The organism is Streptomyces sp. NPDC006643 (genome assembly GCF_042870175.1).
Lineage (GTDB): Bacteria > Actinomycetota > Actinomycetes > Streptomycetales > Streptomycetaceae > Streptomyces.
Map to the genome: position 1 here is coordinate 173,360 of NZ_JBIAHA010000002.1, position 22,524 is coordinate 195,883.

18 protein-coding genes and 1 tRNA gene are annotated in these 22,524 nt (G+C 70.5%); 6 read left to right on the forward strand and 13 right to left on the reverse strand.

Annotated elements, in window-relative coordinates; genetic code table 11:
• Window positions 1-298 precede the first annotated feature (298 nt).
• Window positions 299-1,729 (forward strand): polyprenol phosphomannose-dependent alpha 1,6 mannosyltransferase MptB, encoded by a 1,431-nt coding sequence (mptB, locus tag ACFYNU_RS03355; protein WP_356589702.1) that lies wholly within the window; start codon window positions 299-301, stop codon window positions 1,727-1,729.
• Window positions 1,726-2,982, forward strand: coding sequence for a glycosyltransferase 87 family protein (locus ACFYNU_RS03360; protein ID WP_356589605.1), 1,257 nt, complete (start codon window positions 1,726-1,728; stop codon window positions 2,980-2,982). The genes mptB and ACFYNU_RS03360 overlap by 4 nt, the downstream gene beginning before the upstream one ends.
• Here ACFYNU_RS03360 and ACFYNU_RS03365 read toward each other — a convergent pair.
• The 5 genes from ACFYNU_RS03365 to ACFYNU_RS03385 form a co-directional block, all read right to left on the reverse strand.
• On the reverse strand, window positions 2,912-3,871 hold the full coding sequence (locus ACFYNU_RS03365) for a lysylphosphatidylglycerol synthase transmembrane domain-containing protein (RefSeq protein ID WP_356589704.1): 960 nt from the start codon (window positions 3,869-3,871) through the stop codon (window positions 2,912-2,914). The genes ACFYNU_RS03360 and ACFYNU_RS03365 overlap by 71 nt on opposite strands.
• A 134-nt stretch (window positions 3,872-4,005) precedes the next feature.
• Window positions 4,006-4,341 (reverse strand): DUF4387 domain-containing protein, encoded by a 336-nt coding sequence (locus tag ACFYNU_RS03370; protein WP_356589607.1) that lies wholly within the window; start codon window positions 4,339-4,341, stop codon window positions 4,006-4,008.
• A gap of 4 nt (window positions 4,342-4,345) precedes the next feature.
• On the reverse strand, window positions 4,346-5,707 hold the full coding sequence (locus ACFYNU_RS03375) for an acyclic terpene utilization AtuA family protein (protein ID WP_356589609.1): 1,362 nt from the start codon (window positions 5,705-5,707) through the stop codon (window positions 4,346-4,348).
• Between the two features lie 52 nt (window positions 5,708-5,759).
• Window positions 5,760-7,085, reverse strand: coding sequence for an MFS transporter (locus ACFYNU_RS03380; RefSeq protein ID WP_356589611.1), 1,326 nt, complete (start codon window positions 7,083-7,085; stop codon window positions 5,760-5,762).
• Between the two features lie 85 nt (window positions 7,086-7,170).
• Window positions 7,171-7,887, reverse strand: a complete 717-nt coding sequence (locus tag ACFYNU_RS03385) for a GntR family transcriptional regulator (RefSeq protein ID WP_356589613.1) — start codon at window positions 7,885-7,887, stop codon at window positions 7,171-7,173.
• A gap of 475 nt (window positions 7,888-8,362) precedes the next feature.
• On the opposite strand from ACFYNU_RS03385, the gene istB reads away from it, so the two are divergent.
• Window positions 8,363-9,700 (forward strand): IS21-like element helper ATPase IstB, encoded by a 1,338-nt coding sequence (gene istB, locus ACFYNU_RS03390; protein WP_356589615.1) that lies wholly within the window; start codon window positions 8,363-8,365, stop codon window positions 9,698-9,700.
• Between the two features lie 84 nt (window positions 9,701-9,784).
• Here istB and ACFYNU_RS03395 read toward each other — a convergent pair whose 3' ends face one another.
• From ACFYNU_RS03395 to sucC, 8 genes are all read right to left on the reverse strand, one after another.
• Window positions 9,785-10,867: a CU044_5270 family protein gene (locus ACFYNU_RS03395; RefSeq protein ID WP_356589617.1), complete on the reverse strand. Its 1,083-nt coding sequence runs from the start codon at window positions 10,865-10,867 to the stop codon at window positions 9,785-9,787.
• Entirely contained in the window at window positions 10,864-11,532 is a 669-nt protein-coding gene (locus ACFYNU_RS03400; RefSeq protein WP_356589618.1) for an RNA polymerase sigma factor, read from the reverse strand. The genes ACFYNU_RS03395 and ACFYNU_RS03400 overlap by 4 nt, the downstream gene beginning before the upstream one ends.
• A 273-nt stretch (window positions 11,533-11,805) precedes the next feature.
• A tRNA-Leu gene (locus tag ACFYNU_RS03405) sits at window positions 11,806-11,893 on the reverse strand.
• A gap of 183 nt (window positions 11,894-12,076) precedes the next feature.
• A complete protein-coding gene (locus ACFYNU_RS03410) occupies window positions 12,077-12,487 on the reverse strand; it encodes a VOC family protein (protein WP_356589620.1) in 411 nt (136 codons plus the stop codon).
• A 10-nt stretch (window positions 12,488-12,497) separates the two neighbouring features.
• The gene (locus ACFYNU_RS03415; protein WP_356589622.1) at window positions 12,498-12,938 is read right to left on the reverse strand and encodes a helix-turn-helix transcriptional regulator; all 441 of its coding nucleotides are present in this window, start codon (window positions 12,936-12,938) and stop codon (window positions 12,498-12,500) included.
• Between the two features lie 111 nt (window positions 12,939-13,049).
• Window positions 13,050-14,591, reverse strand: coding sequence for an aldehyde dehydrogenase family protein (locus ACFYNU_RS03420; protein ID WP_356589624.1), 1,542 nt, complete (start codon window positions 14,589-14,591; stop codon window positions 13,050-13,052).
• 441 nt (window positions 14,592-15,032) lie between these two features.
• A complete protein-coding gene (gene sucD / locus ACFYNU_RS03425; RefSeq protein WP_356589626.1) occupies window positions 15,033-15,923 on the reverse strand; it encodes a succinate--CoA ligase subunit alpha in 891 nt (296 codons plus the stop codon).
• A gap of 11 nt (window positions 15,924-15,934) precedes the next feature.
• Complete coding sequence (sucC, locus tag ACFYNU_RS03430; protein ID WP_356589628.1) at window positions 15,935-17,068, reverse strand: ADP-forming succinate--CoA ligase subunit beta; 1,134 nt, start codon at window positions 17,066-17,068, stop codon at window positions 15,935-15,937.
• A gap of 181 nt (window positions 17,069-17,249) precedes the next feature.
• Between sucC and ACFYNU_RS03435 the strand changes: the two genes are divergently transcribed.
• From ACFYNU_RS03435 to ACFYNU_RS03445, 3 genes are read left to right on the forward strand one after another with little or no spacing between them, the layout of a single operon-like run.
• Window positions 17,250-18,932: a thiamine pyrophosphate-binding protein gene (locus ACFYNU_RS03435; protein WP_329074778.1), complete on the forward strand. Its 1,683-nt coding sequence runs from the start codon at window positions 17,250-17,252 to the stop codon at window positions 18,930-18,932.
• 11 nt (window positions 18,933-18,943) lie between these two features.
• Window positions 18,944-20,215, forward strand: a complete 1,272-nt coding sequence (gene frc, locus ACFYNU_RS03440; protein WP_356589630.1) for a formyl-CoA transferase — start codon at window positions 18,944-18,946, stop codon at window positions 20,213-20,215.
• A 47-nt stretch (window positions 20,216-20,262) separates the two neighbouring features.
• A complete protein-coding gene (locus tag ACFYNU_RS03445; RefSeq protein WP_388765128.1) occupies window positions 20,263-22,362 on the forward strand; it encodes an acetate--CoA ligase family protein in 2,100 nt (699 codons plus the stop codon).
• Window positions 22,363-22,524 lie beyond the last annotated feature (162 nt).

Genomic DNA, 22,524 nt, shown 5'->3' on the forward strand with positions numbered 1-22,524 from the left:
CCCACGCTCCCACTCCCCGACGGCGGTGAGTTCATCGTCTCCGTGAGCGCGCTCCGCGCCCCCGACGAGTCGTCGGGCCCGCCGGAGGCCGATCTCGGGGTCGTTCCCACCGCCTCCGGAGAGAAGCCCGCACCGGCTTCGCATCCGTCGCGCGGACATGTACCGCCGCACGCCTCTACCGGCGCCGTCCCTTGCCTCCCGACATGTGCCGTCCCGTGCGGCCCGACACGTTCCGGACTCTCCCCGGCGTACCGCACGTTCCTTTCCCGCCACCGGCCGCGGGCACGCTCCGTGGGTGCTGCCCCCCGGCGACGAATCGCATATACGTAAATGCCGGCTACTGGGGCTCACCGGTACCGCGGCCGTGGCCGTCTGCGGCGCGAGTGCCGGTGCCCTGCCGGTCGACGAGGCTGCGGTGCCGTCGTCCGAAGCGGCGGCGTTCGGGCTCTTCGGCGCCTACTTCGGGCTCGTGCTGCTCGTCGCGGCCTGGGCGTGGCTTGGGCGCGCCGTGCGCGGACCGCGCCCGCCCGGCGCGCGCAGCATGGTGGTCACGCTCGTGGTGTGGGCCGCGCCGCTGGTGATCGCGCCGCCGCTGTTCAGCCGCGACGTGTACAGCTATCTGGCGCAGGGCGCGATGGTGGACGCCCAGATCGACGTGTACGCCCACGGCCCCGACCAGCTCGGCGGTCCGCTCGCCGCGCAGGTCGCGCCCGTCTGGCGGGATACACCGACCCCGTACGGCCCGCTGTTCCTCCTCTTCGCCTCGCTGATCACGCGCGCCTCGCAGACGCAGCTCTCGGCCGGAGTGCTCGGTATGCGGCTGGTCGCGCTGCTCGGGGTGGGCCTGATGGTGCTGTCGCTGGTGCTGCTCGCCCGGCGCGGCGGCACCGCTCCCGGCGCCGCGCTGTGGCTGGGGGCGCTCAATCCGCTGCTTCTGCTGCATCTGGTGGCCGGCGCGCACAACGACGCCGTCATGCTGGGTCTGCTCGGTATGGCGCTGGTGGCCGCGAAGGGCCGCTTCCCGGTGCTGGGCGCGGTCCTGATGACGTTCGCCGCGCTGGTCAAGGCGCCTGCCGCGCTGGGGCTGCTGGCGGTCGCCGCGTTCTGGGCCGGTGGGCTCACCGGGCGCCACCGGTGGCTCAGGGCGGCGGGCGCGACCGCCGGTGCCGCCCTCGCGACGACCGCCGTGGTGACGGCGGTCACCGGCACCGGCTACGGCTGGATCAGTGCGCTCAACACCCCGGTGTCCCCGCACAATTGGGCTCTGACCTCCCTGCTCGGCCGGATGACCGCGTCGGTGCTGCACGGTGCGGGCAGTGATCTCGCGCCGTTCGCCCTGGACGCCTGGCGCCTGGCCGGCCTGGCGGCGACGGCCGTCGCCGTGCTGGTGGTGTGGCTGCGGCGGCCCCGGCACAGCCCGCTGTACGCGCTGGGGCTGAGTCTGATCGCGGTCGCCGTCCTGGGCCCGGCGATCCGCCCCTGGTACGTGCTGTGGGGCCTGTTCCCGCTCGCGGCGGCGGCCCCGGCGGGACCGGCGCGGCGGGTGGTGGCCGTCGCCAGCGGGGTGCTCGCGCTGGCCCAACTGCCCAGCGGTATCGCCGCGGACGGGTTCCAGTTGGCGCTCGCGACATGCGGCGGACTGTTCGCGGTGGTCGCGCTCTGGTGGGCGCGGGAGATGTCGGGCGACGAAGTGACGCTGACCGCGCGGGAATCGGGGCGGGTCGCGTGAGCGGCGGCATCGGCACGACGAGGCGCGGCCCGCACCGCAGACATCTGCTGCTGGGCGTGGTGTGCGCGAGTGTGACGGCCTTCGTCGCGACCGTCCCGTTCCACCGCGACTGGTTCGACCTGTGGGTCTACTACGACGCCGTGCGCCACTGGACGGATTCCGGGGGCGGGCTGCGCGGCGACGGGCTGTACGACTACCGGGTGCCCGGCCAGGTGTACGGATTCACCTACCCGCCCTTCGCCGCCCTGTGTGTGCTGCCGCTGTCGCTGTTCAGCTGGCCGGTCGCGCTCATTGTGGGCGTCGCGGTGAACCTCGGCGCACTGGCCCTGCTGCTGCGCCGGCTCGCCGAACCGGTTATCCGCCGGCACGGCCTGGACCGGTGGACCAGTTACGTCCTGCTGCTGTGCCTGCTCGCCCTGCTGGAACCGGTCTACGACAGCATCAGTTTCGGCCAGGTCAACCTCCTGCTGCTGGCCCTCGTCCTCACCGACGCCCGGCTGCTGTCCACCGGCAGCCGGTGGGCCGGCGTCGGCATCGGGCTCGCCGCCGCGGTCAAACTCACCCCCGCGATCTTCATCGGCTATCTGATCGTCACCCGCCGCGGGCGCGCCGCGGGGACGGCCGTCGCGGTCGCGGTCGGCGCGACCCTGCTGGCCATGGTGGTCGCGCCGGGTGCCTCGTACGCGTACTGGACACACGCCCTGTGGGACACGAGCCGCATCGGCGATCTCAGTTATGTCTCCAACCAGTCCTGGCAGGGCGTCCTCGCGCGGCTCTCCGCACCCGCCGAGCCGGACCGGCTCTGGTGGGCCTGCGGTGTCGTCGCGGTCGTCGGCGTCTGGGCGTACCGGGTCGACAAGGCCAGAGCGGTGGGCGACGTGCGCGGCGGCATCGCGCTGACCGGGGCCGCCGCCTGCCTGGTCAGCCCGGTCACCTGGGTGCACCATCTGGTCTGGCTGCTCCCGGCACTCGCGGTCCTCGCCGACCGGGCCCTCGAACCGCCGCGCCGCAGGGGCCGGTTGATCGTGGCGGTGGGGGTGTACGTGATCCTGTGCAGCTACGTCGTATGGCTGTGGCGGTACGACGCGAGCGGTGTCGGGGGCTTCCTCGGCAGCAACACCTTCGTCTGGACGGAGCTGGCGCTGCTCCTGGCGCTCCCCGTCCGGCCGCCGCACCCGGCGTTCACAGCACCTTCCGGCGGACCAGCGCGGCCAGCACCAGAGCCCCGGGGAGCAGCGGCAGCCACACCGTGACGATGCGGAATCCGAGGACGGCGGCGGTCGCCACATGGACCGGGGAGCCCGCGCCGACGAGCGCGATGAGCAGCGCCGCCTCGACGGAGCCGATCCCGCCCGGCGTCGGCACGATCCCGGCGACGATGGTGGCGGCCAAGTAGGCGATCACGATGTCGACGGTCGGCACCGGCATCTCCAGCGCGCGGGCCACCAGGACCAGGACGGTGGCCTGGCAGACGGGGAAGGCGAGCGCCCCGGTCCACAGGGCGACCGCCCGCGCGGGCCTGGTGTGGAGGGCACGCGCGTCGGTCAGCGCCGTGCGCAGGAAGTCCCGGACGAAGCCGCGCAGCGGCGGCACCGACCACAGCGCCAGCGCCACCAGCGTGAGCCCGCCGACCAGGATGAGCAGCGCCAGCATGCCGCGCTCCGCCGGCAGCAGTCCGCCCAGCGGGATCGCCTGGGGGTTGCTGACCATGAGCGTGAGCAGCAGGACGTACTTGCCGATCGGCTGGGCCAGCGAGTAGAGGGCGAGGGCGGCGCAGGCCCGCGCGGTGGGGATGCCGCGGCCCTGGAGGAAGCGCAGTGTCACCGCGTGCGCGCCGAGCCCGGCGGGCAGCAGATGGTTCGCCGAGCCGGCCGCGACCTGGGAGGCGAACAGCCGCCCGGTGGGCAGCCGTTCCATGACGGTGCCCTGGCGCATCAGACAGACCGGGATCCAGCACGCCCCGGTCATGACGACGGCGGCCAGCAGCCAGTCTTGGTCGGCGCCGCGCAGCTCGTCGACGCCCGAGAGGATCACCGGCCAGTTCCCGGCCACCCAGGCGGCCACGAGGAGCAGCGGCACGAGACAGACCAACTGCCGCAGCGGCAGCCGCCGCAGCGCGGCGGGCAGGGTGATCGACGTCATCGACACGGCGCAGCCGTCCTTCCATGACGCGCCAGGGCGCGGGAGGGGGGATTCCCTCTAGACATCCCCCGTCCGCGCGACGTTGAAGTGTCGTCCGTCCGTCGGCCGGCGGAACGGCACACACGCACAAGCCCTCATCCGCGCCCGGACGGCGGGTCGCCCGGGGCGACTTCGAGGTCCATGAGCGGTGCGTACTGCTGGCCCGCGTAGCAGTCGGTGTCGTGCGGGTCGCCCTGGACGGTCGGGCGGGGCAGGGAGACCTTGACCGCGAGGGCGAGCGGGTGGTGGACGAGCAGGATCTTCTCCGGGTCGGTGTCGTAGAGGGTGGCGAACAGTTTCCTGTCGAGGAACCCGGTGCTGATGAGGGCGTCGTAGGCGGCCCGGTCGTGGCACATGAAGTCGAACGTCAGAGTGAAGGGGCCGGCGTTCTTGGAGCGGACCAGGGAGCAGTAGTCGAGCAGGGTCGTCACGGGGTCACAGCTCCTCGGTGGTGGTGCGGAACAGCTCGGTGGGGGTGACGCCGGTGGCGACGTGGTTGAGGGTGAAACGGTAGAGCGCCCCGCGGTCGGTCTCGGGCGGGGAGTAGGGGTAGGCGAGGGTGGAGACCAGACCGTCGTACTCGGGGATCGGCAGATGGCTGCTGGCGTGGGCGACGAACGTGGCGACGGCGTGGGCGGTTTCCTGGTCGGGTGCGGTGACGGTGATCAGGACGCCGAGTTCGCGCGGGGTGAGCGGGTCGGGTTCCTGGCCGGCGAGGACGGCGCCGCTGCCGTAGAGGCGGTAGTCGATGTCGATGTCGGCGGGGTCGACGGCGCCGCCGAAGACATCGAGGATCTTGGCGTCGAAGTACCGCTTGGCCAGGGGCAGAAGCCCCGGCAGCGCGTCGATGACGACGCGGTCGCGCACCCCGCCGAAGATGACGGTCTGGTGGCCGACGAGTTCGGCGCCTTCCAGTTTGTTGGTGTAGCCGTCGGCCGGGAGGTAGCGGGCGCCGCGGACGCGGACGGTCCGCTCGTCGAGCGCCTCGTAGGTGGCGTCGGTGGTGTCGAGCACGCCGGAGGGTTCGGTGATACGGAAGGGGTCGGCGTTCTCGTACAGGGTGTGCGCGGCGACCGACCGGGGGGTCAGCCGGCTGCCGGTCGCGAGGGTGGTGACGTCGAAGTGGTCGTCCCGGAGGGTGGCGAGGAGCCCGTTCGCGGACGGGGGGACGGCGCAGGCGGCCCCGCACTCGACGGTCTTGGCCAGGTGCCAGGTCAGGCCCGGGTCGGCGTCCCGCAGTTGAGGGAGGGCGGCGAACAGGGCGGTGTCGCTGGCCCGGCCGGCGAGGATCACGTCGCAGCCGTCGTGCAGGGCGTCCTGGATGGGTTCGACGCCCATCATGGCGACGGTGTGGCCGCGGTCGAACATCTCTCTGTCGATCTCCGGCGCGTGCGGGAGCGGTTGGACGCGTCCGGCGTCGTAGAGGCTCCGGAGGCGGGCCGGAGACTGGTCGGAGTAGATCAGGCCGAGCTTGAAGCGCAGATTCTCCTCGGCGGCGACAGCGCGGGCGAGGCCGGCGACCCAGTCGACGCCGACGTCGCGGCCGGATGTCCCGCAGGAACCGATGATCAGCGGTACGCCGAGCCCGTCACGGGCCTTGAGCAGCAGGCGCAGGTCGCGGGTGACGGCCTGGGCGGACAGCTTCGGGATTCCGGAGCCGAGGGCGGCGGGGCCGGAGTCGGTGGATCCGGCGTCGCAGGCGATGACGTCCGGGCGGGCTTCGACACCGCGCGCGAAGGCGTCGGCGTCGAAGCCGGCGCCGAGTGCGCCGGTGGGGGCCAGGATGCGCAGTTCCATGAAGGGGGTGCCTTTCGGGCATACGGGTGGGTAAAACGGAGTTGACGGTGCGTCAGGTCGCGGGCGGGCCGGGGACGCGGCGAGCCAGCCGGGTGAAGACGAGGAGGGTGACGCCGGCGAAGAAGGCGGCGTTCAGGAGCATGTAGCGCCAGCTGGTGAGGTCGATCGTGGTGCCCAGGATCGCCGGGCCCAGTGCCATCCCGGACGCGGAGGCGATCGTGTAGAGGGCCGTGTACGTGCCCAGGACCTTCTGCGTGGGCGCCAGATTCCAGAGCAGGACCAGGGCGTTGACCGCGAACGACGCGTATCCGAGCGACGAGAGGATCATCGACACGATCGTGCCGGGCACGGTCGGAACGCCGAAGCCGAGAAGGAGGCCCGCGATGAACAGCCCGACCCCGTGGCGCATCGCGCGCAACTGCCCCAGCCTCTCGGAGAGATAGGCGATCGGCAGTACGCAGACGAGGAACGCGACCGCGCCGGGCAGGGCCAGACCGCCGGCCTCGCCGCGCGTCAGGCCGAGGACCTGCGTGCCGTACGGGGTCATGAGCGAGCGCAGCGCGGACCACATGCCGGCGAAGCAGAAGATGCCGATCATCAGCAGCAGCGTCGGGCTGGAGGGGGAACGGACCGCGTCCTTCAGAACCGCCCAGGGCGAGCCGAACTCCCGCTCCCGCTCCGCCTTTCCCTCGTCGTCGGGCTTCTCGCCGGGCGTCTCGTCGGGCGTCTCCTCTGGCAGCAGCGCCTCGGTATGGCGGCGGCCGAGGAACGTCCACGACAGGCCGAGCATGATCAGCATCAGCAGCGGCGGGATCGCGAAGGCCAGCCGCAGGGAGCGGTCCACGACAAGGAGGCTGATCAGGGAGGAGACGACGATGGTCAGGCTCACTCCGGCCTTGATGAATCCCTGGGCCTTGCTGCGCCGGGGCGCGGAGACGTAGTCGGATATGAGGGTCTCGGTGACGCCTTTGAAGGCGTTGGCCACGGCCGCGAAGCCGACCACGCACACCATCAGCGCGGGCAGGTTCGTTGCCCATGGGATGAGCGCGAACGGCACGGTGGCGATGACGGCGCCGATGAGGATGATCGGCCAGCGGCCGGTACGGCGGCGGGCCAGCTTGTCGGAGAGGAACCCGACCGACGGCTGGGTGAAGATGCCCCAGGAGTGGTCCAGGCCCATGATCAGCCCGATCACGCCCGCGGAGGTGAAGTAGTGCCGCAGCTGCTCGGGGACCTGGGCGTCGTAGAAGTTCCACATCGCTTCCTGGGCGAACACCGCGAGGGTCACCCAGAGCACGGCACCGCGGTTCATGCGCTCGCCCACGCGCGGGGGCGGCGTGGTCGTCGCCGCGCCGGGGGCGGGCGGGGAGGCAGCCATCATTGCGACTCCTATGCCACATGCTATAGCAAGAGGGACCTACCTCGCCCGTCCCTGGGCGGTGGGCAGGCTACTGGGGGCGGGGTCAGCCGCTGGAGAGCTGGACGAGCGCGGCGCGGTGGTGCCGCGCCGCGAGCAACTCGGCGCGCTCCTCGTCCCGTTCGAGGAGCGCGTCCAGCAGCTCCCGGTGCTCGTCATACCGGGCACGGAACGCCTCGGCGCGCTCGGGCACGAGCCTCATCGTGAGGTCGTGCCGCTCCTCGTCGCTGAACGCCCGCGCCTGGCCCAGCAGTCCGGTCAGCACCGGGTTGCCCACGCACTCCTCCACCTGGTGGTGGAATTGGCGGAGCTTACGGAGGACGGTCGCGAGCCGGTCGGCGACCTCGGCGTCCGCATCCCGCTCGGCGACGGCCTTCTCGATGCCGGCGACCAGTTGGTCGGTCTCGTTCAGCAGGGAGACCAGGCCGGTCAGCTGCGCGGCGGTGGCGTTGCGGGCCGCGAGCCCGGCCATGAGGGCGGACAGCCGGACCTCGGCCTCGACGATCTCGGACCGGGCCGCCGCCGAATGGTCGGCGATACGCAGGGCGCGTGGGCCGACGCGCTCGACGACCTTCTCGTGCACCAGTTGGCGCAGCGCCTCGCGTACCGGGGTCGGACTGACGCCCAGCCGGGCGGCCAGATCACGTTCGGTGATCTTCTCGCCCGGCCGCAGCACACCTTCGCGTACGGCGCCCCGAAGCTGCCGGTAGGCCTGATCGGCCAGCGACATCGTCTCCATGGGGCCCAGGGCGTCAGTGCTCATGGCCGTAAGCCTGCACCTGCTATAGCAAACAGTCAATGCCCGAGGAGGCACGAGGAGCCGCCAGGAGGGAGTACGTGCACCCGCCGGCCCCGCCCCCGCACAGGCGCCGTGGCCGGACGATGGGCGACCGGGGCGGAACCTCCCGGCCGGACGCAACGGGTATTACGCCACCGCGCCGCACCGCGCAGCGCAGCGCGAAACGCCTCTGATCCGGTATCAGGCGGGCGCCCATTCCTATTGCCCAAGGCTCCCATTTCTTTCTGCCGAAGAAATGCGTGTGCCGCACAACCGCACGGACCGGTTCCTGTCCTAATGAATTTCTATTCATCCCAACGAGTGCACCGAATTCGAATTTTTGGCGGGGTGTCCATCAGAATGATGGAGCCTCCCGTCGTCGTCGTAGTCGTTGGAGATGCCGTTGCCCAGTCATGTCACTTCCGCCCACGACCACAGCTTTTCGTCCCCGGCTCCGTCCTTGGGATCGTTCCACGACCCCAGGGACGTCACGAGTTTCGCGCCCGCCGCGCTCGGATACGCCCTCTTCGGCACCCGCTGGCTCCAGGCCCCGCTCTATTTCGGCCTGGTGGCCGCACAGGGCGTCTATGTCTACAAGTTCTTCAACGAGCTGTGGAAATTAATCGTTCATGTCATCAACGGGCACGCCGACGAGACGTATGTCATGCTCGCCGTCCTCAAACTGGTCGACGTCGTGATGATCGCCAATCTGCTGATTATGACGATCGTCGGCGGTTACGAGACCTTCGTCTCGCGCATCAACCTCCAGGGCCATCGCGATCAGCCGGAATGGCTCTCGCACGTCAACTCGAACGTGCTCAAGGTCAAGCTCGCCACTGCCATCGTGGGCATTTCGTCCGTCCATCTCCTACAGATGTTCGTCGACGTGCACCACACTTCCCGGCACGCGCTGTTGTGGGGGACCGTGATCCACATGGCCTTCATCCTGTCCGCCGGAATTCTGGCCTATATGTCGGGCCCCATGCTGGAGTCCCGGAAGAGCGTTCACCGGTGCGGTGGCCATGAGGACGGTGGCCACGGCGACAGCCACGGAGAAGGAAGCGTGCGGCTGATCCCGAAGCCGTCCGCCGGGCGCCACGACGACGCCCCGTCAGCGGGTCGCACGGCGCCCTCCCTCTCCAAGGCGACACCGGCACCGGCTCCGGCTCTGCCCTCGGCCACGCCGGGTGGAGGCTCGGGCGCCGAGTCCCGTATCCGCGCCGCGGGCTTCCCCGCCCCCAAGACGCTGGAGGACTTCGACCACGACTTCCCCCGGTCGTTCGACCGGGAGGCCGTGGCGATGCTCGGCAAGTTGGACTTCATCACCGCCAAGGAGAACGTGCTCCTCCTCGGCCCACCCGGCACCGGCAAGACGCATCTCGCCGTCGCCTTCGGCACCCGCGCCTGCCAGGCCGGCCACCAGGTCCTGTTCGCCACCGTTGTCGAATGGGCCGCCCGACTCGCCGACGCCAAGGCCGCGGGCCGCCTCACCGAGGAACTGGCCCTGCTGGACCGCTACCCCCTGCTGATCGTCGACGCGCTCGGGTACTTCCCCTTGCAGGCCGAGGAGGCCCAGCTCTTCTTCCGCCTCGTCGCGCACCGCTACGAGCGCGGCTCACTGATCGTCACCAGCGACAAGCCCCTGAGCGGCTGGGACCTCGTCCTCAGCGGCACTGCGGTGGCCTCGGCCGTGATCGACCGACTCGTCCACCACTCCGAGATCATCAGCGTCGAGGGGGACAACTACCGCATGCGCGAGCACGGCGGCTTCGGCTTCGCGTCCCCGGCCGTCTGCTGAGGCGGCCTGCTCCGGGCCGACTTCACAGAAAGAACTCCCAGCCCGGACGGGTCCGGGCTGGGAGTTCTGTGCATGCCGGTGGGATCAGGTCGTCGTTGACGGCTTCTCGCGGAGGGCGTCGACCACCGCGCGTTCCAGGACCGCCGACTCGTGGATCAGGGTGCCCTTCTTGCCCATGGAGGTGTCCCTGATGAGGTAGCTCCGTTCGCCCAGGTACTCCAGGGTGGTCGAGTCGAAGATCCAGGCGGTGCGTTCACCGGTCCGGGTGTTGTCGCGGGCCACGCCGATCCCGTGCCGGCCGGCGGCGTCCGCCGCGTCGGAGTCCTCGGTCACGCCGGGGATTTTCGCCGCCGCCTTGTAGAGGGCCGCGGCGGTCTTCGGTGGCATCACCGTCTCCCGCAGCAGTTCACCGATGGTGTCGAAGGCGTCCTGGGCCTGGTCCCGGTCCCTGGCCGGGGTGTCACGCGAGTCCTGGTCCCGGGCGATCTCTGTGGTGAGCCGCCGGAGCAGGGCGTCGGGGTCGGTGGGCAGCGAGGCCAGCCACGTGTATGTCGGCCGGTTGAGGCCCGCCGGGGAGCCGACGGCGGGCTGGCTGTCCGGGACCCCGACCTTGATCGGGAAGTACGAGTCGTCCTGGTGGATCAGGCCGACATCGATCACCGGTCCCGCCTTCTGTGACATCCAGACCTCACGCTCGCGGGGTTCGGTCAGTTTCGCCGGGCCGCCGAGATCGCCGTCGTTCTCGGTCTGGAGTGTCCTGACGTACACGAACTGGTGGCCGGTGACCGTCTGTTCACCGCTCTTCTCGGCGACCGAGGCGATCCGGTCGAGCAGCACGGCCGCGCTACGAGGGGGCGTGGGGTGGGAACCCGTGCCTGCGGCGGACGGTGCCGGAGCGCGGTCCTGGCCGGTCACGGCGAGCGTGGTCAGCAGCACTCCTCCCAAGGCCAGCCCGGCGGCGGGCAGCAGGACGGCAGGGCGCAGGAGGCGGGGGCGGGGGCGGGGGCCGGCGGTGACGCGGTCGCCGTCCTGGTCGATCAGACGCATCAGGGTGTCCTTGTGGTGGAGATGACGGCCCGGGGGCAGGTCCCGTTCGGCCGGGGCCGGTAGCAGCCGGGCCAGTTCCTCGCGTTCGGCACGCTCGGAGCCGGAGGTGCGGTTGTTCATCGGGCTTCCTCCTGGATGGGCAGGGCCGCGTTCGTGGCCCTGCTCTCTACCTCTCCGCGGCCGGGGCGGGGTTCCCGGCCGGATCGGACCGCTTCCGCGAGCCGTACTTCCGGCGCGGGCCCGTCCGGCGTCCGGCCGAGTTCCCCATCGGTGAGCCGGCGCAGCCGGGTACGGGCACGGGACAGCCGTGACCGCACGGTGCCCACCGGGATGCCCAGGGCCTCGGCGGCCTCGGCGTAGTCCAGCCCGGACCAGACGCAGAGGGCCAGCACCTCGCGTTCCTGGCGGCGGAGTCCGCCCAGTGCCTGCCGGACCGCGGCGAGCCGCCGTGTGTCGTCGACGCGTCCGACCGTGGCGTCCGCGATGTCCGCCACCGGTTCCGGGGCGGGGTGGCGGGCCAGGAAGGCCAGGCGCCGTCCGATGCCGCGGTTGGCGTTGCGTGCTTTGTTGGTGGCGATCCCGAGCAGCCACGGGCGCAGTGAGTCGCCTTCCGGCTCGACGGTGTGACGAGTACGCCAGGCCGCCAGGAAGGTCTCGGACAACACCTCCTCGGCCGTCGACCAGTCGCCCGACAGCCGATAGGCGTGGTTGTAGACCGCCCGCGCGTACTCCTCGTAGAGCGCGGCGAACGCCTCGCGGTCGCCCGCCCTGATCCGTGCGCGCATGCGCTCCCGATCTCCCTGTTCATCACATCTCACATCACCTACCTCTCCGGTCGGGCCGAAGGGTTCCGGTGACCCGCACCACACCGCGGAGCCAACCGCGGGTCCGCCGATATCGTCCGGCCCACCCCGCCAACGGCCGGTGATGACGCGACCTTGCCGCTGCCGCCGAGCCTCTGCCGAACAAGATCCCGCGCACACGAAGAACTCCCAGCCCGGACGAATCCGAACTGGGAGTTCTGTGAAGCCAAGCGGGACAATTACGTGAATTACCCGTGGTGTCCGAGGGGGGACTTGAACCCCCACGCCCGATAAAGGGCACTAGCACCTCAAGCTAGCGCGTCTGCCATTCCGCCACCCGGACGAGTGGTCGAACCTCGGCGTTTCCGCCGGGCGACATGGTGAACGATACCAGGGCTCGGGGGTGCTCTTCACCCGCATATCCCATGGTCCGGGGCGCACCGGGGCGGGTGCGGAACGGGTTGGCGCGGCCCCGTACGCTCCTGCGGGGCGCGCAGGAGCGTACGGGGCCGTGGGCGGACCCGCCCTAGGGCTTGGGATCCTGGGAGATGCGGACCATGTTGCCCGAGGGGTCGCGGAACGCGCAGTCGCGTGGGCCCCAGGGCTGGTCCATGGGCTCCTGGAGGACCTCGGCGCCCGATGCCCGTACCGTCTCGAAGGTCGCGTCGAGATCGTCGGTGCGGAAGATGAGCTGGCCCAGGACGCCCTTGGTGAGCAGTTCCTGGAGGGCGTCGCCGTCGGCCTGGGAGCGGCCGGCGTGCGGTTCGGAGAGGACGATCTCAAGGCCCGGCTGGGTGGGGCTGCCGATGGTGACCCAGCGGTAGTCGCCCGACGAGACGTCGTTGCGCACCTCGAAACCGAGTGCGTCGCGGTAGAAGGCCAGCGACTCGTCGGGGTCGTTGACGGTGACGTGGCAGTACTGGAGTGCGATGGTCATACGGACAACGCTAGGCGGCCGTTCCGTCGCCCGCTTCTCGAATCCTGCTCGGTCCGTCCCTGGTCGGGCGGGTGCGTACCTTCGCCACGCACTCGGGCATCGCCGTCACCGCTCCGTGCTCGCGGGCGGCGTACGCGCTCGGGGTCTCCCCCAGGATCTCGGTGAACCGGGAGCTGAACGAGCCGAGCGAGGTACAGCCCACCGCCATGCACGCGTCGGTCACGCTCGTACCCGCGCGCAGCAGCGCCATCGCGCGCTCGATGCGGCGGGTCATGAGATAGCTGTACGGGGTCTCGCCGTAGGCCGCGCGGAACTGCCGCGAGAAGTGCGCCGGTGACATCAGAGCGTGCCGCGCCATCGTGGGCACGTCGAGCGGGCGCGCGTACTCGCGGTCCATCAAGTCTCGGGCCCGGCGCAGATGCGCCAGGTTGGCGAGATCGTTCGGGTCCATGTCTACGAAGCTACACCGGCTCACTGACAACGCCGCCGACCTGGGGAATCGGCTGAGGAGGGGTCCGGCGACCTCAGCCGATTCCGGTTCAGGGGGTGTCCGTCCGCGGGGTCACGGCATCAGGTGGTAGTCCGGGAAGTTGCCCGGCGGGCGCTCGCCGTCCGGGCCGTTGGTGACCGCCTTGACCAGCAGTTCGCCGCCGACGAAGGCGCCGCGCCAGGAGTGCCCGAAGCCGCCGAACAGCTCGTCGCGGTCGCCGCGTGAGCGCGGCCGGCCGTGGCCGACCTTGAACGCGCGGATCTGGGGTGACAGCCGCGCGTACGTCTGCGGGTCGTCGGTCGCCAGCGTGGCGACCAGCGCGCCGTTGGAGGCGTTCATCGCCGCGAGGAGTTCCGCCTCGGTGTCGACCAGGACGATGGTGTCGACCGGGCCGAAGGGCTCCGCGTGGTGCAGCGGCGAGGACGGCGGCGGGCCCAGCAGGGTCACCGGCGCGAGGTACGCGGAGGTGTCCTGGCCGGGCAGGAAGCGGCCGTCCGCGAGGGATCCGTGGTGGATGGGGACCGCGCCGCGGTCGATGGCCTCGGCCACCTGGTCGTCCAGTTCCTTGACCTTGGCCGCGTTGATGAGCGGGCCGAAGTCCAGCTCGGGCAGCGGGTCGTCGGGGTGCTCGACGGCCAGGGGGTGGCCGATGCGGATGGAGCGTACGGCGGGGAGATAGGCCGCCAGGAAGTCCGCGAAGAGCGAGCGCTGGACGACGAAGCGGGGATAGGCGGTGCAGCGCTGCTTGCCGTAGTCGAAGAGCTTGGGGATGACGGCGGTCAGGGCGTCCCAGTCGGTGTGGTTCCAGACGCCCCAGGTGTTGAGTCCCTCCTGTTCGAGGATGTGGCGCTTGCCGAGGTCGGCGACGGTGGTGGCGATCCGGGCGCCGGTGTCGCGACCGCCGACGAAGGAGACGCAGCCGATCTCCGGGGAGCGGACCAGCGCCTCGGAGAGCTGTCCGCCGCTGCCGCTGACGAGGGTGATCGGCAGTCCCTCGCGGGCGGCGAGGGCGGAGGCGAGGGTGAGGCAGGCGACGCCGCCGTCGGTGGGCGCCTTGGCGATCACGGCGTTGCCGGCGAGGGCCTGCACCAGCATGGCGTGGACCAGGACGGACATGGGGTAGTTCCAGCTGGCGATGTTGGAGACGGGCCCCGGCAGCGGGCTGCGGCCGTCGAGCATGGGCTCGACGCCGTCGACGTACCAGCGCACGCCGTCGATGGCGCGGTCGACGTCCGCCTGGGCGAGGCGCCAGGGCTTGCCGATCTCCCAGACGAGGAGGAGAGCGAGCAGTTCGCGGTGCTCGGTCAGGGCGTCGAGGGTGGCGCCGACGCGGGCGCGGCGCTCGGCCGGCGGGATGTGGCGCCAGGCGCGGTGCTGGTCGAGCGAGGCGCGTACGGCCCGCTGGGCGGCGTCGGCGTCGAGCCGTGGCGGGCCGACGATGGGGCTGCCGTCGACCGGGGTGGTGGCGGGGAGGGTACGGCCGCCGTCCTGCCAGGACGCGGACCAGAGGTTGAGCACGTGATCGTCCCGGAAGGCCTCGGGAGCGACGGCGAGGCACTGCTGCCAGGCGTCGGACCAGGCGGTGCCCGGCTTCAGGATGAGGGTGGGTGCCATGGTGTTCTCTCCGCTCGTAAGGGGGCGGTCGCGCGTGAAAGCGCGGTTGCCGGACGAGGTGCACGGGTCGTCCGGGTACGGCGAGATGGTGCGTGTTGTTCCGGCCCGGCCCCGCCCGGTGGCCGGTGGCGGATGCCCGGTGGCCGGTGGCCGGTGACGACGGAGCGGGGCTCGTGGGTGAGGGCTCCGTCCTGAGGGGGCGGAACCGGCTCGTGACGACGGCGACGAACATGACACGTCCCCCGCCACCGGCGAAGGAACGGTGGAGCGGTGGAGCCGTGGAGCGGTGGAGCGCTGTACGGACGAGGGGTGTCCCCGGTCCCGCCCGGGAACCGTGGACGTTCCCTCCGGCCGCCGAGGGCGACGGCCGGAGAGCGGCGGAACCGGGACCGGACCGCGTGCGAGCCGCGGCCCGGTCCCGTCCCCCGGCCGGACGTCCCGTCAGGACGCCGTGATCGCGATGCGGTCCAGGACCAGACGGGCCGTCTCCGACGGCGTTGAGCCGACGCGTACGCCGACGGCCTCCAGTGCCTTCTTCTTCGCCTCCGCCGTGCCCGACGAGCCCGAGACGATCGCCCCGGCGTGGCCCATCGTCTTGCCCTCGGGGGCGGTGAAGCCGGCGATGTAGCCGACCACCGGCTTGGTCACATGGTCGGCGATGTACGCCGCCGCGCGCTCCTCCGCGTCGCCGCCGATCTCGCCGATGAGCACGATGAGTTCGGTGTCCGGGTCGGCCTCGAAGGCCGCCAGGGCGTCGATGTGGGTCGTGCCGACGACGGGGTCCCCGCCGATGCCGACCGCCGACGAGAAGCCGATCTCGCGCAGCTCGTACATCAACTGGTACGTCAGCGTGCCCGACTTGGAGACCAGTCCGATCCGGCCGGGCTTGGTGGCGATGTCGGCCGGGATGATGCCGGCGTTGGACTGGCCGGGGCTGATCAACCCGGGGCAGTTGGGGCCGATGATGCGGGTGTCGCTCTTCTCCGCGTACGCCTGGAAGACGACCGCGTCATGGACGGGGATGCCCTCGGTGATGACGACGGCGAGCCCGATGCCCGCGTCCACGGCTTCCAGCACCGCCGCCTTGGCGAACGGCGGTGGCACGAAGACGACGGTGACGTCCGCGCCGGTCGCCGCGATGCCGTCGGCGACGGAGCCGAAGACGGGGACCGCGCGGCCGTCGAAGTCGACGCTCTGGCCCGCCTTGCGCGGGTTGACGCCGCCGACGACGTCGGTGCCGGCCTCCAGCATGCGACGGGTGTGCTTCATGCCCTCGGCGCCGGTCATGCCCTGGACGAGGACCTTGCTCTCCTTGGTCAGGAAGATCGCCATTGCTTTGCTCCTTATCCGGCGTTCGCGAGTACGGCGGCCTGGCGCGCGGCGCCGTCCATCGTCGTGGCCTGTTCCACGAGGGGATGCGCACGGTCGTCGAGGATGGCGCGGCCCCGCGCGGCGCTGTTGCCGTCGAGGCGTACGACGAGCGGTTTGGTCAACCGGACGGATTCCAGGGCCTGGACGATGCCTTCGGCGACGGCGTCGCACGCCGTGATGCCGCCGAACACGTTGACGAACACGGACTTGACGTCGGGGTCGGACAGGATGACGGAGAGTCCGTCGGCCATGATCTGCGCCGACGCGCCGCCGCCGATGTCGAGGAAGTTGGCGGGGCGGGCGCCGCAGCCCGCGACGACGTCGAGGGTCGACATGACGAGCCCCGCGCCGTTGCCGATGATGCCGACCTCGCCGTCGAGCTTGACGTAGTTGAGGCCCTTGGCGGCTGCCGCCGCCTCCAGCGGGTCGGCGCCGGGGTCCTGCTGGTCGTCGCCCCAACGGCTCTGCCGGAACCGGGCGTTGTCGTCCAGGGTCACCTTTCCGTCAAGTGCGAGGATGCGGCCGTCGGTTGTCCGCACGAGCGGGTTGACCTCGACCAGCAGGGCGTCCTCGCGGATCAGGACCTGCCAGAGCGATTCGAGTACGGGGGCGGTCTCCGGCGGGAGTTGGGCGGCCGTCGCGATCTCCGCGGCCTTGGCCGCCGTGACGCCCTCGGCCGGGTCGACGGGGATGCGGGCCACCGCGTCGGGGCGGGTCGCGGCCACCTCCTCGATGTCCATACCGCCTTCGGCGGACGCGATGGCGAGGAAGGTCCCCGCGGCGCGGTCGAGCACGTAGCTGACGTAGAACTCGGTCTCGATGTCCACCGGTTGGGCCAGCATCACCGTACGGACGGTGTGGCCCTTGATGTCCATCCCGAGGATCTGGCGAGCGGTCAGTTCCGCCGCCGCCGGGTCGGCGGCGAGCTTCACCCCGCCTGCCTTGCCCCGGCCTCCGGTCTTCACCTGTGCCTTGACGACGACCCGGCCGCCGAGCCGCTCCGCCGCGAGGGCGGCCTCCCTGGCGAACTCGACGGTTTCGGCCTCCGGCACGGCGATGCCGTACTCCGCGAACAGGTCTCTGGCTTGGTGCTCGTACAGATCCATGCCGGCTCCCACTGCAACAGAAAGGAATGAAAGTGCCGCACGCCCCCTGGACACCACCCGCCGAATGCGGGATAACAAGCTTCATACAGTATTCGTAGACTGTATGCAATCCATCGCGGGAGTACTGGGGAGCACCTACAGGAGCCCCCCGACCTCCCCTACGAAGGGACAAGACAACCTCATGCCCGACGACAGCCAGGAACTCATCTCCGGTGGTCATCTGGTCGCCAAGGCGCTCAAAGCAGAAGGTGTCGAGGTCATCTACACCCTCTGTGGCGGCCACATCATCGACATCTACGACGGCTGCGTCGACGAGGGCATCGAAGTCGTCGACGTACGCCACGAGCAGGTCGCCGCCCACGCCGCCGACGGTTACGCGCGCATCACCGGCAAGCCCGGCTGCGCCGTCGTCACCGCCGGACCGGGCACGACCGACGCCGTGACCGGTGTCGCCAACGCGTTCCGTGCCGAGTCACCCATGCTGCTGATCGGCGGCCAGGGTGCGCTCACCCAGCACAAGATGGGGTCGCTCCAGGACCTGCCGCACGTGGACATGATGACGCCGATCACCAAGTTCGCGGCAACCGTCCCCGACACGGCCCGCGCGGCCGACATGGTCTCCATGGCCTTCCGTGAGTGCTACAACGGCGCTCCCGGCCCGTCCTTCCTGGAGATTCCGCGCGATGTCCTCGACGCGAAGGTCCCGGCCGACAAGGCACGCGTACCCGCGGCCGGCCAGTACCGGGCCTCGACCCGTTCGGCCGGTGACCCCGCGGCCATCGAGAAGCTCGCCGATCTGCTGGTGCACGCCGAGAAGCCGGCGATCCTGCTCGGCAGCCAGGTGTGGACCACTCGGGCCACGGACGACGCCATCGAACTCGTACGGACGCTGAACGTACCCGCCTACATGAACGGCGCGGGGCGGGGCACCCTGCCGCCCGGCGACCCGCACCACTTCCAGCTCTCCCGCCGCTACGCCTTCACCAACGCCGACCTCATCATCATCGTCGGCACCCCCTTCGACTTCCGGATGGGTTACGGCAAGCGGCTCTCCCCCGACGCGACGGTCGTCCAGATCGACCTCGACTACCGGACGGTCGGCAAGAACCGCGACATCGACCTCGGCATCGTCGGTGACGCCGGTCTGATCCTGAAATCGGTCACCGAGGCGGCGAGCGGTCGCATCAACGGCGGCTCCGTCAAGCGCAAGGCGTGGCTGGAGGAGCTGCGCGCCGCCGAGCAGACCGCGATCGAGAAGCGGCTGCCGAATCTCAAGAAGGACAGCTCGCCCATCCACCCCTACCGCCTGGTGAGCGAGATCAACGACTTCCTCACCGAGGACTCGATCTACATCGGCGACGGCGGCGACATCGTCACCTTCTCCGGCCAGGTCGTGCAGCCCAAGTCGCCGGGCCACTGGATGGACCCGGGCCCGCTCGGCACGCTCGGCGTCGGCGTCCCCTTCGTCCTCGCGGCGAAGAAGGCACGGCCCGACAAGGAGGTCGTGGCGCTCTTCGGCGACGGCGCCTTCTCGCTGACGGGCTGGGACTTCGAGACGCTGGTGCGCTACAACCTGCCGTTCGTCGGCATCGTCGGCAACAACTCGTCGATGAACCAGATCCGTTACGGCCAGAAGGCCAAGTACGGCGACGAGCGCGAGCGGATCGGCAACACCCTCGGCGACGTCCACTACGACAAGTTCGCCCAGATGCTGGGCGGTTACGGCGAAGAGGTCCGGGACCCCGCCGACATCGCACCCGCGCTCCAGCGGGCCCGCGAGTCCGGACTGCCGTCGCTGATCAACGTCTGGGTCGACCCCGACGCGTACGCCCCCGGAACCATGAACCAGACCATGTACAAGTAAGGGAGGCCATGATGACCCAGGCTCTCGAAGCCCCGGAGAACTCCCCCGACACGAGCCCCCAGGCGCTGAGCGGTGTCCGTGTCCTCGACATGACGCATGTGCAGTCCGGTCCCTCGGCCACCCAGATCCTCGCCTGGCTCGGCGCCGACGTGGTGAAGGTGGAGGCGCCCACGGGCGACATCACCCGCAAGCAGCTGCGCGACATCCCCGATGTCGACTCGCTGTACTTCACGATGCTCAACTGCAACAAGCGCAGTGTCACGCTGAACACCAAGAGCGAGCGTGGCAAGGAGATCCTGACCGAGCTGATCCGCCGCTCGGACGTGATGGTCGAGAACTTCGGCCCCGGCGCGGTCGACCGGATGGGTTTCACCTGGGAGAAGATCCAGGAGATCAACCCGAAGATCGTGTACGCCTCGATCAAGGGGTTCGGCGAAGGCCCGTACACCAACTTCAAGGCGTACGAGGTCGTCGCGCAGGCGATGGGCGGCTCGATGTCGACCACCGGCTTCGAGGACGGTCCGCCGCTCGCGACGGGCTCGCAGATCGGCGACTCCGGCACCGGTATGCACGCGGTGGCCGCCATCCTGGCCGCGCTCTACCAGCGGACCGCCACCGGGCGCGGGCAGCGTGTGAACGTCGCGATGCAGCACGCGGTGCTCAACCTCTGCCGGGTCAAGCTCCGTGACCAACAGCGCCTGACGCACGGCCCGTTGGCCGAGTACCCGAACGAGGACTTCGGCGACGAGGTGCCGCGCTCGGGCAACGCCAGCGGCGGCGGTCAGCCCGGCTGGGCGGTCAAGTGCGCGCCCGGCGGCCCGAACGACTACGTGTACGTGATCGTCCAGCCGGTCGGCTGGAAGCCCGTCAGCGAGCTGATCGGCCGGCCCGAACTGGCCGAGGACCCCGAGTGGGCGACCCCCGAGGCCCGGCTCACCAAGCTGGGCAAGATGTTCCAGCTCATCGAGGAGTGGTCCGCCACGCTCCCGAAGTGGGAAGTGCTGGAGAAGCTCAACGCGTACAACATCCCGTGCGGCCCGATCCTCTCCACCAAGGAGATCATCGAGGACGAATCGCTCGCGGCCAACGACATGGTCGTCGAGGTCGCGCATCCGCAGCGCGGGACGTTCACCACGGTAGGGAGCCCGCTGAAGCTCTCCGACTCCCCCGTCACCATCACCGCATCTCCGCTGCTCGGTGAGCACAACGCGGAGGTGTACGTCGGCGAGCTGGGTCTCGGCGACGAGGAACTGCGCCTGTTGAAGTCGAACGGAGTCATCTAGTGGCGGACAGCAATGCGTTCAAGCCCGACAAGGACGCCGTCGGGGCGATCATCGAGGCGGCCCTCGCTCAGGGCCGTACCTCGCTGACCGCGCCCGAGGGCAAGGCGGTGACGGACGCGTACGGCATCCCGACCCCGGGCGAGGCACTGGCGGAGTCGGCCGACGACGCCGTGGCCGTGGCGGCGCGGCTCGGCTTCCCGGTCGCGATGAAGATCGTCTCGCCGGAGATCCTGCACAAGACGGACGCGGGCGGTGTGCAGATCGGCGTCTCCTCGGCGGCCGAGGTGCGCTCCGCGTTCACCACGATCGTCTCCAACGCGCGCAAGTACGACCCGAACGCGCAGATCCTCGGCGTCCAGGTGCAGCAGATGGTGCCCGCGGGCACCGAGATCCTGATCGGGACCGTCACCGACCCCACCTTCGGCAAGGTCGTCGCCTTCGGCCTCGGTGGTGTCCTGGTGGAGGTGCTGAAGGACGTCACGTTCCGGCTCGCGCCGGCCACCAAGGACGACGCGCTGTCCATGCTGGACGGCATCCGGGCCGCGGAGATCCTGCGCGGGGTACGGGGCGGCGCGGCGGTCGACCGTGACGCGCTGGCCGATCTCGTGGTGCGGGTCTCGCAGTTGTCCGCCGACTTCCCCAACATCGCGGAGGTGGACCTCAACCCGGTCTTCGCCTCCGAGAACGGGGTCATGGCGGCCGACGTACGGATCCTGCTGACCGACGAGGTGCCGGTCGCACGGCGCCGCTACTCGCGCGAGGAGATCCTCACCTCGATGCGCCGGCTCATGGAGCCGCGTTCGGTGGCGGTGATCGGGGCCTCCAACGAGGACGGCAAGATCGGCAATTCGGTCATGCGGAACCTCATCGACGGAGGGTTCGCGGGCGAGATCTACCCGGTCAATCCCAAAGCCGATGACATACTCGGCCGTAAGGCGTACAAGAGCGTGATGGATGTTCCCGGTGAGCCTGATGTGGCGATATTCGCGATCCCCGCGAAGTTCGTCGCCACCGCGCTCGCCGAGGTCGGCCGCAAGAACATCCCCAACGCCGTCCTGATCCCCAGCGGTTTCGCCGAGACCGGCGAGCACGAACTCCAGCAGGAGATCGTGACGATCGCCGAGGAGAGCGGGATCCGGCTGCTCGGGCCGAACATCTACGGCTACTACTCCACCTGGCAGGACCTCTGCGCCACGTTCTGCACCCCGTACGACGTCAAGGGCGGCGTGGCACTGACCTCGCAGTCCGGCGGCATCGGGATGGCGATCCTCGGCTTCGCGAGGACCACCAGGACGGGTGTGTCGGCCATCGTCGGGCTCGGCAACAAGTCGGACCTCGACGAGGACGACCTGCTGACCTGGTTCGGTGAGGACGACAACACCGACTGCATCGCGATGCACCTGGAGGACCTGAAGGACGGCCGGGCGTTCGTGGAGGCGGCGCGCGCGACCGTCCCGAAGAAGCCGGTGGTCGTCCTGAAGGCCGGGCGTACGGCGGCCGGCGCGAAGGCCGCGGGCTCGCACACCGGGGCCCTGGCGGGCGACGACGCGGTGTACGAGGACATCCTGCGGCAGTCCGGCGTCATCCGGGCGCCGGGGCTGAGCGACATGCTGGAGTACGCGCGCGGCCTGCCCGTACTCCCCACCCCCAAGGGCGACAACGTCGTGATCATCACGGGCGCCGGCGGATCGGGTGTGCTGCTGTCGGACGCGATCGTCGACAACGGGCTGTCGCTGATGGAGATTCCGCCGGACCTGGACGAGGCGTTCCGCGCCTTCATCCCGCCCTTCGGGGCGGCGGGCAACCCGGTGGACATCACGGGCGGCGAACCGCCGTCCACGTACGAGGCCACGATCCGGCTCGGGCTGGAGGATCCCCGGATCCACTCCCTGGTGCTGGGTTACTGGCACACGATCGTCACCCCGCCGATGGTCTTCGCCGAGCTGACGGCGCGGGTGGTGGCCGAGTTCCGCGAACGCGGCATCGAGAAGCCGGTGGTGGCGTCGCTGGCAGGCGACGTCGAGGTGGAGGCCGCGTGCCAGTACCTCTACGAACGGGGCGTCGTGGCGTACCCGTACACCACCGAGAAGCCGGTCGAGGTGCTCGGTGCGAAGTACCGCTGGGCACGGGCGGCGGGGCTGCTGTGAGGACCGGGCAGCCGGCCCGGCACCGGCCGGGGGTCCGGGGGTTGTCCCCCGGGACAACACGGCCGCTGGGCACGGGCGGCGGGGCTGCTGTGACCGTCGTGACACGGGGCTCGGAACTGTGGGGAGGCGCCGGATGAGCTGACGGTGCGACCCAGGGGGCCT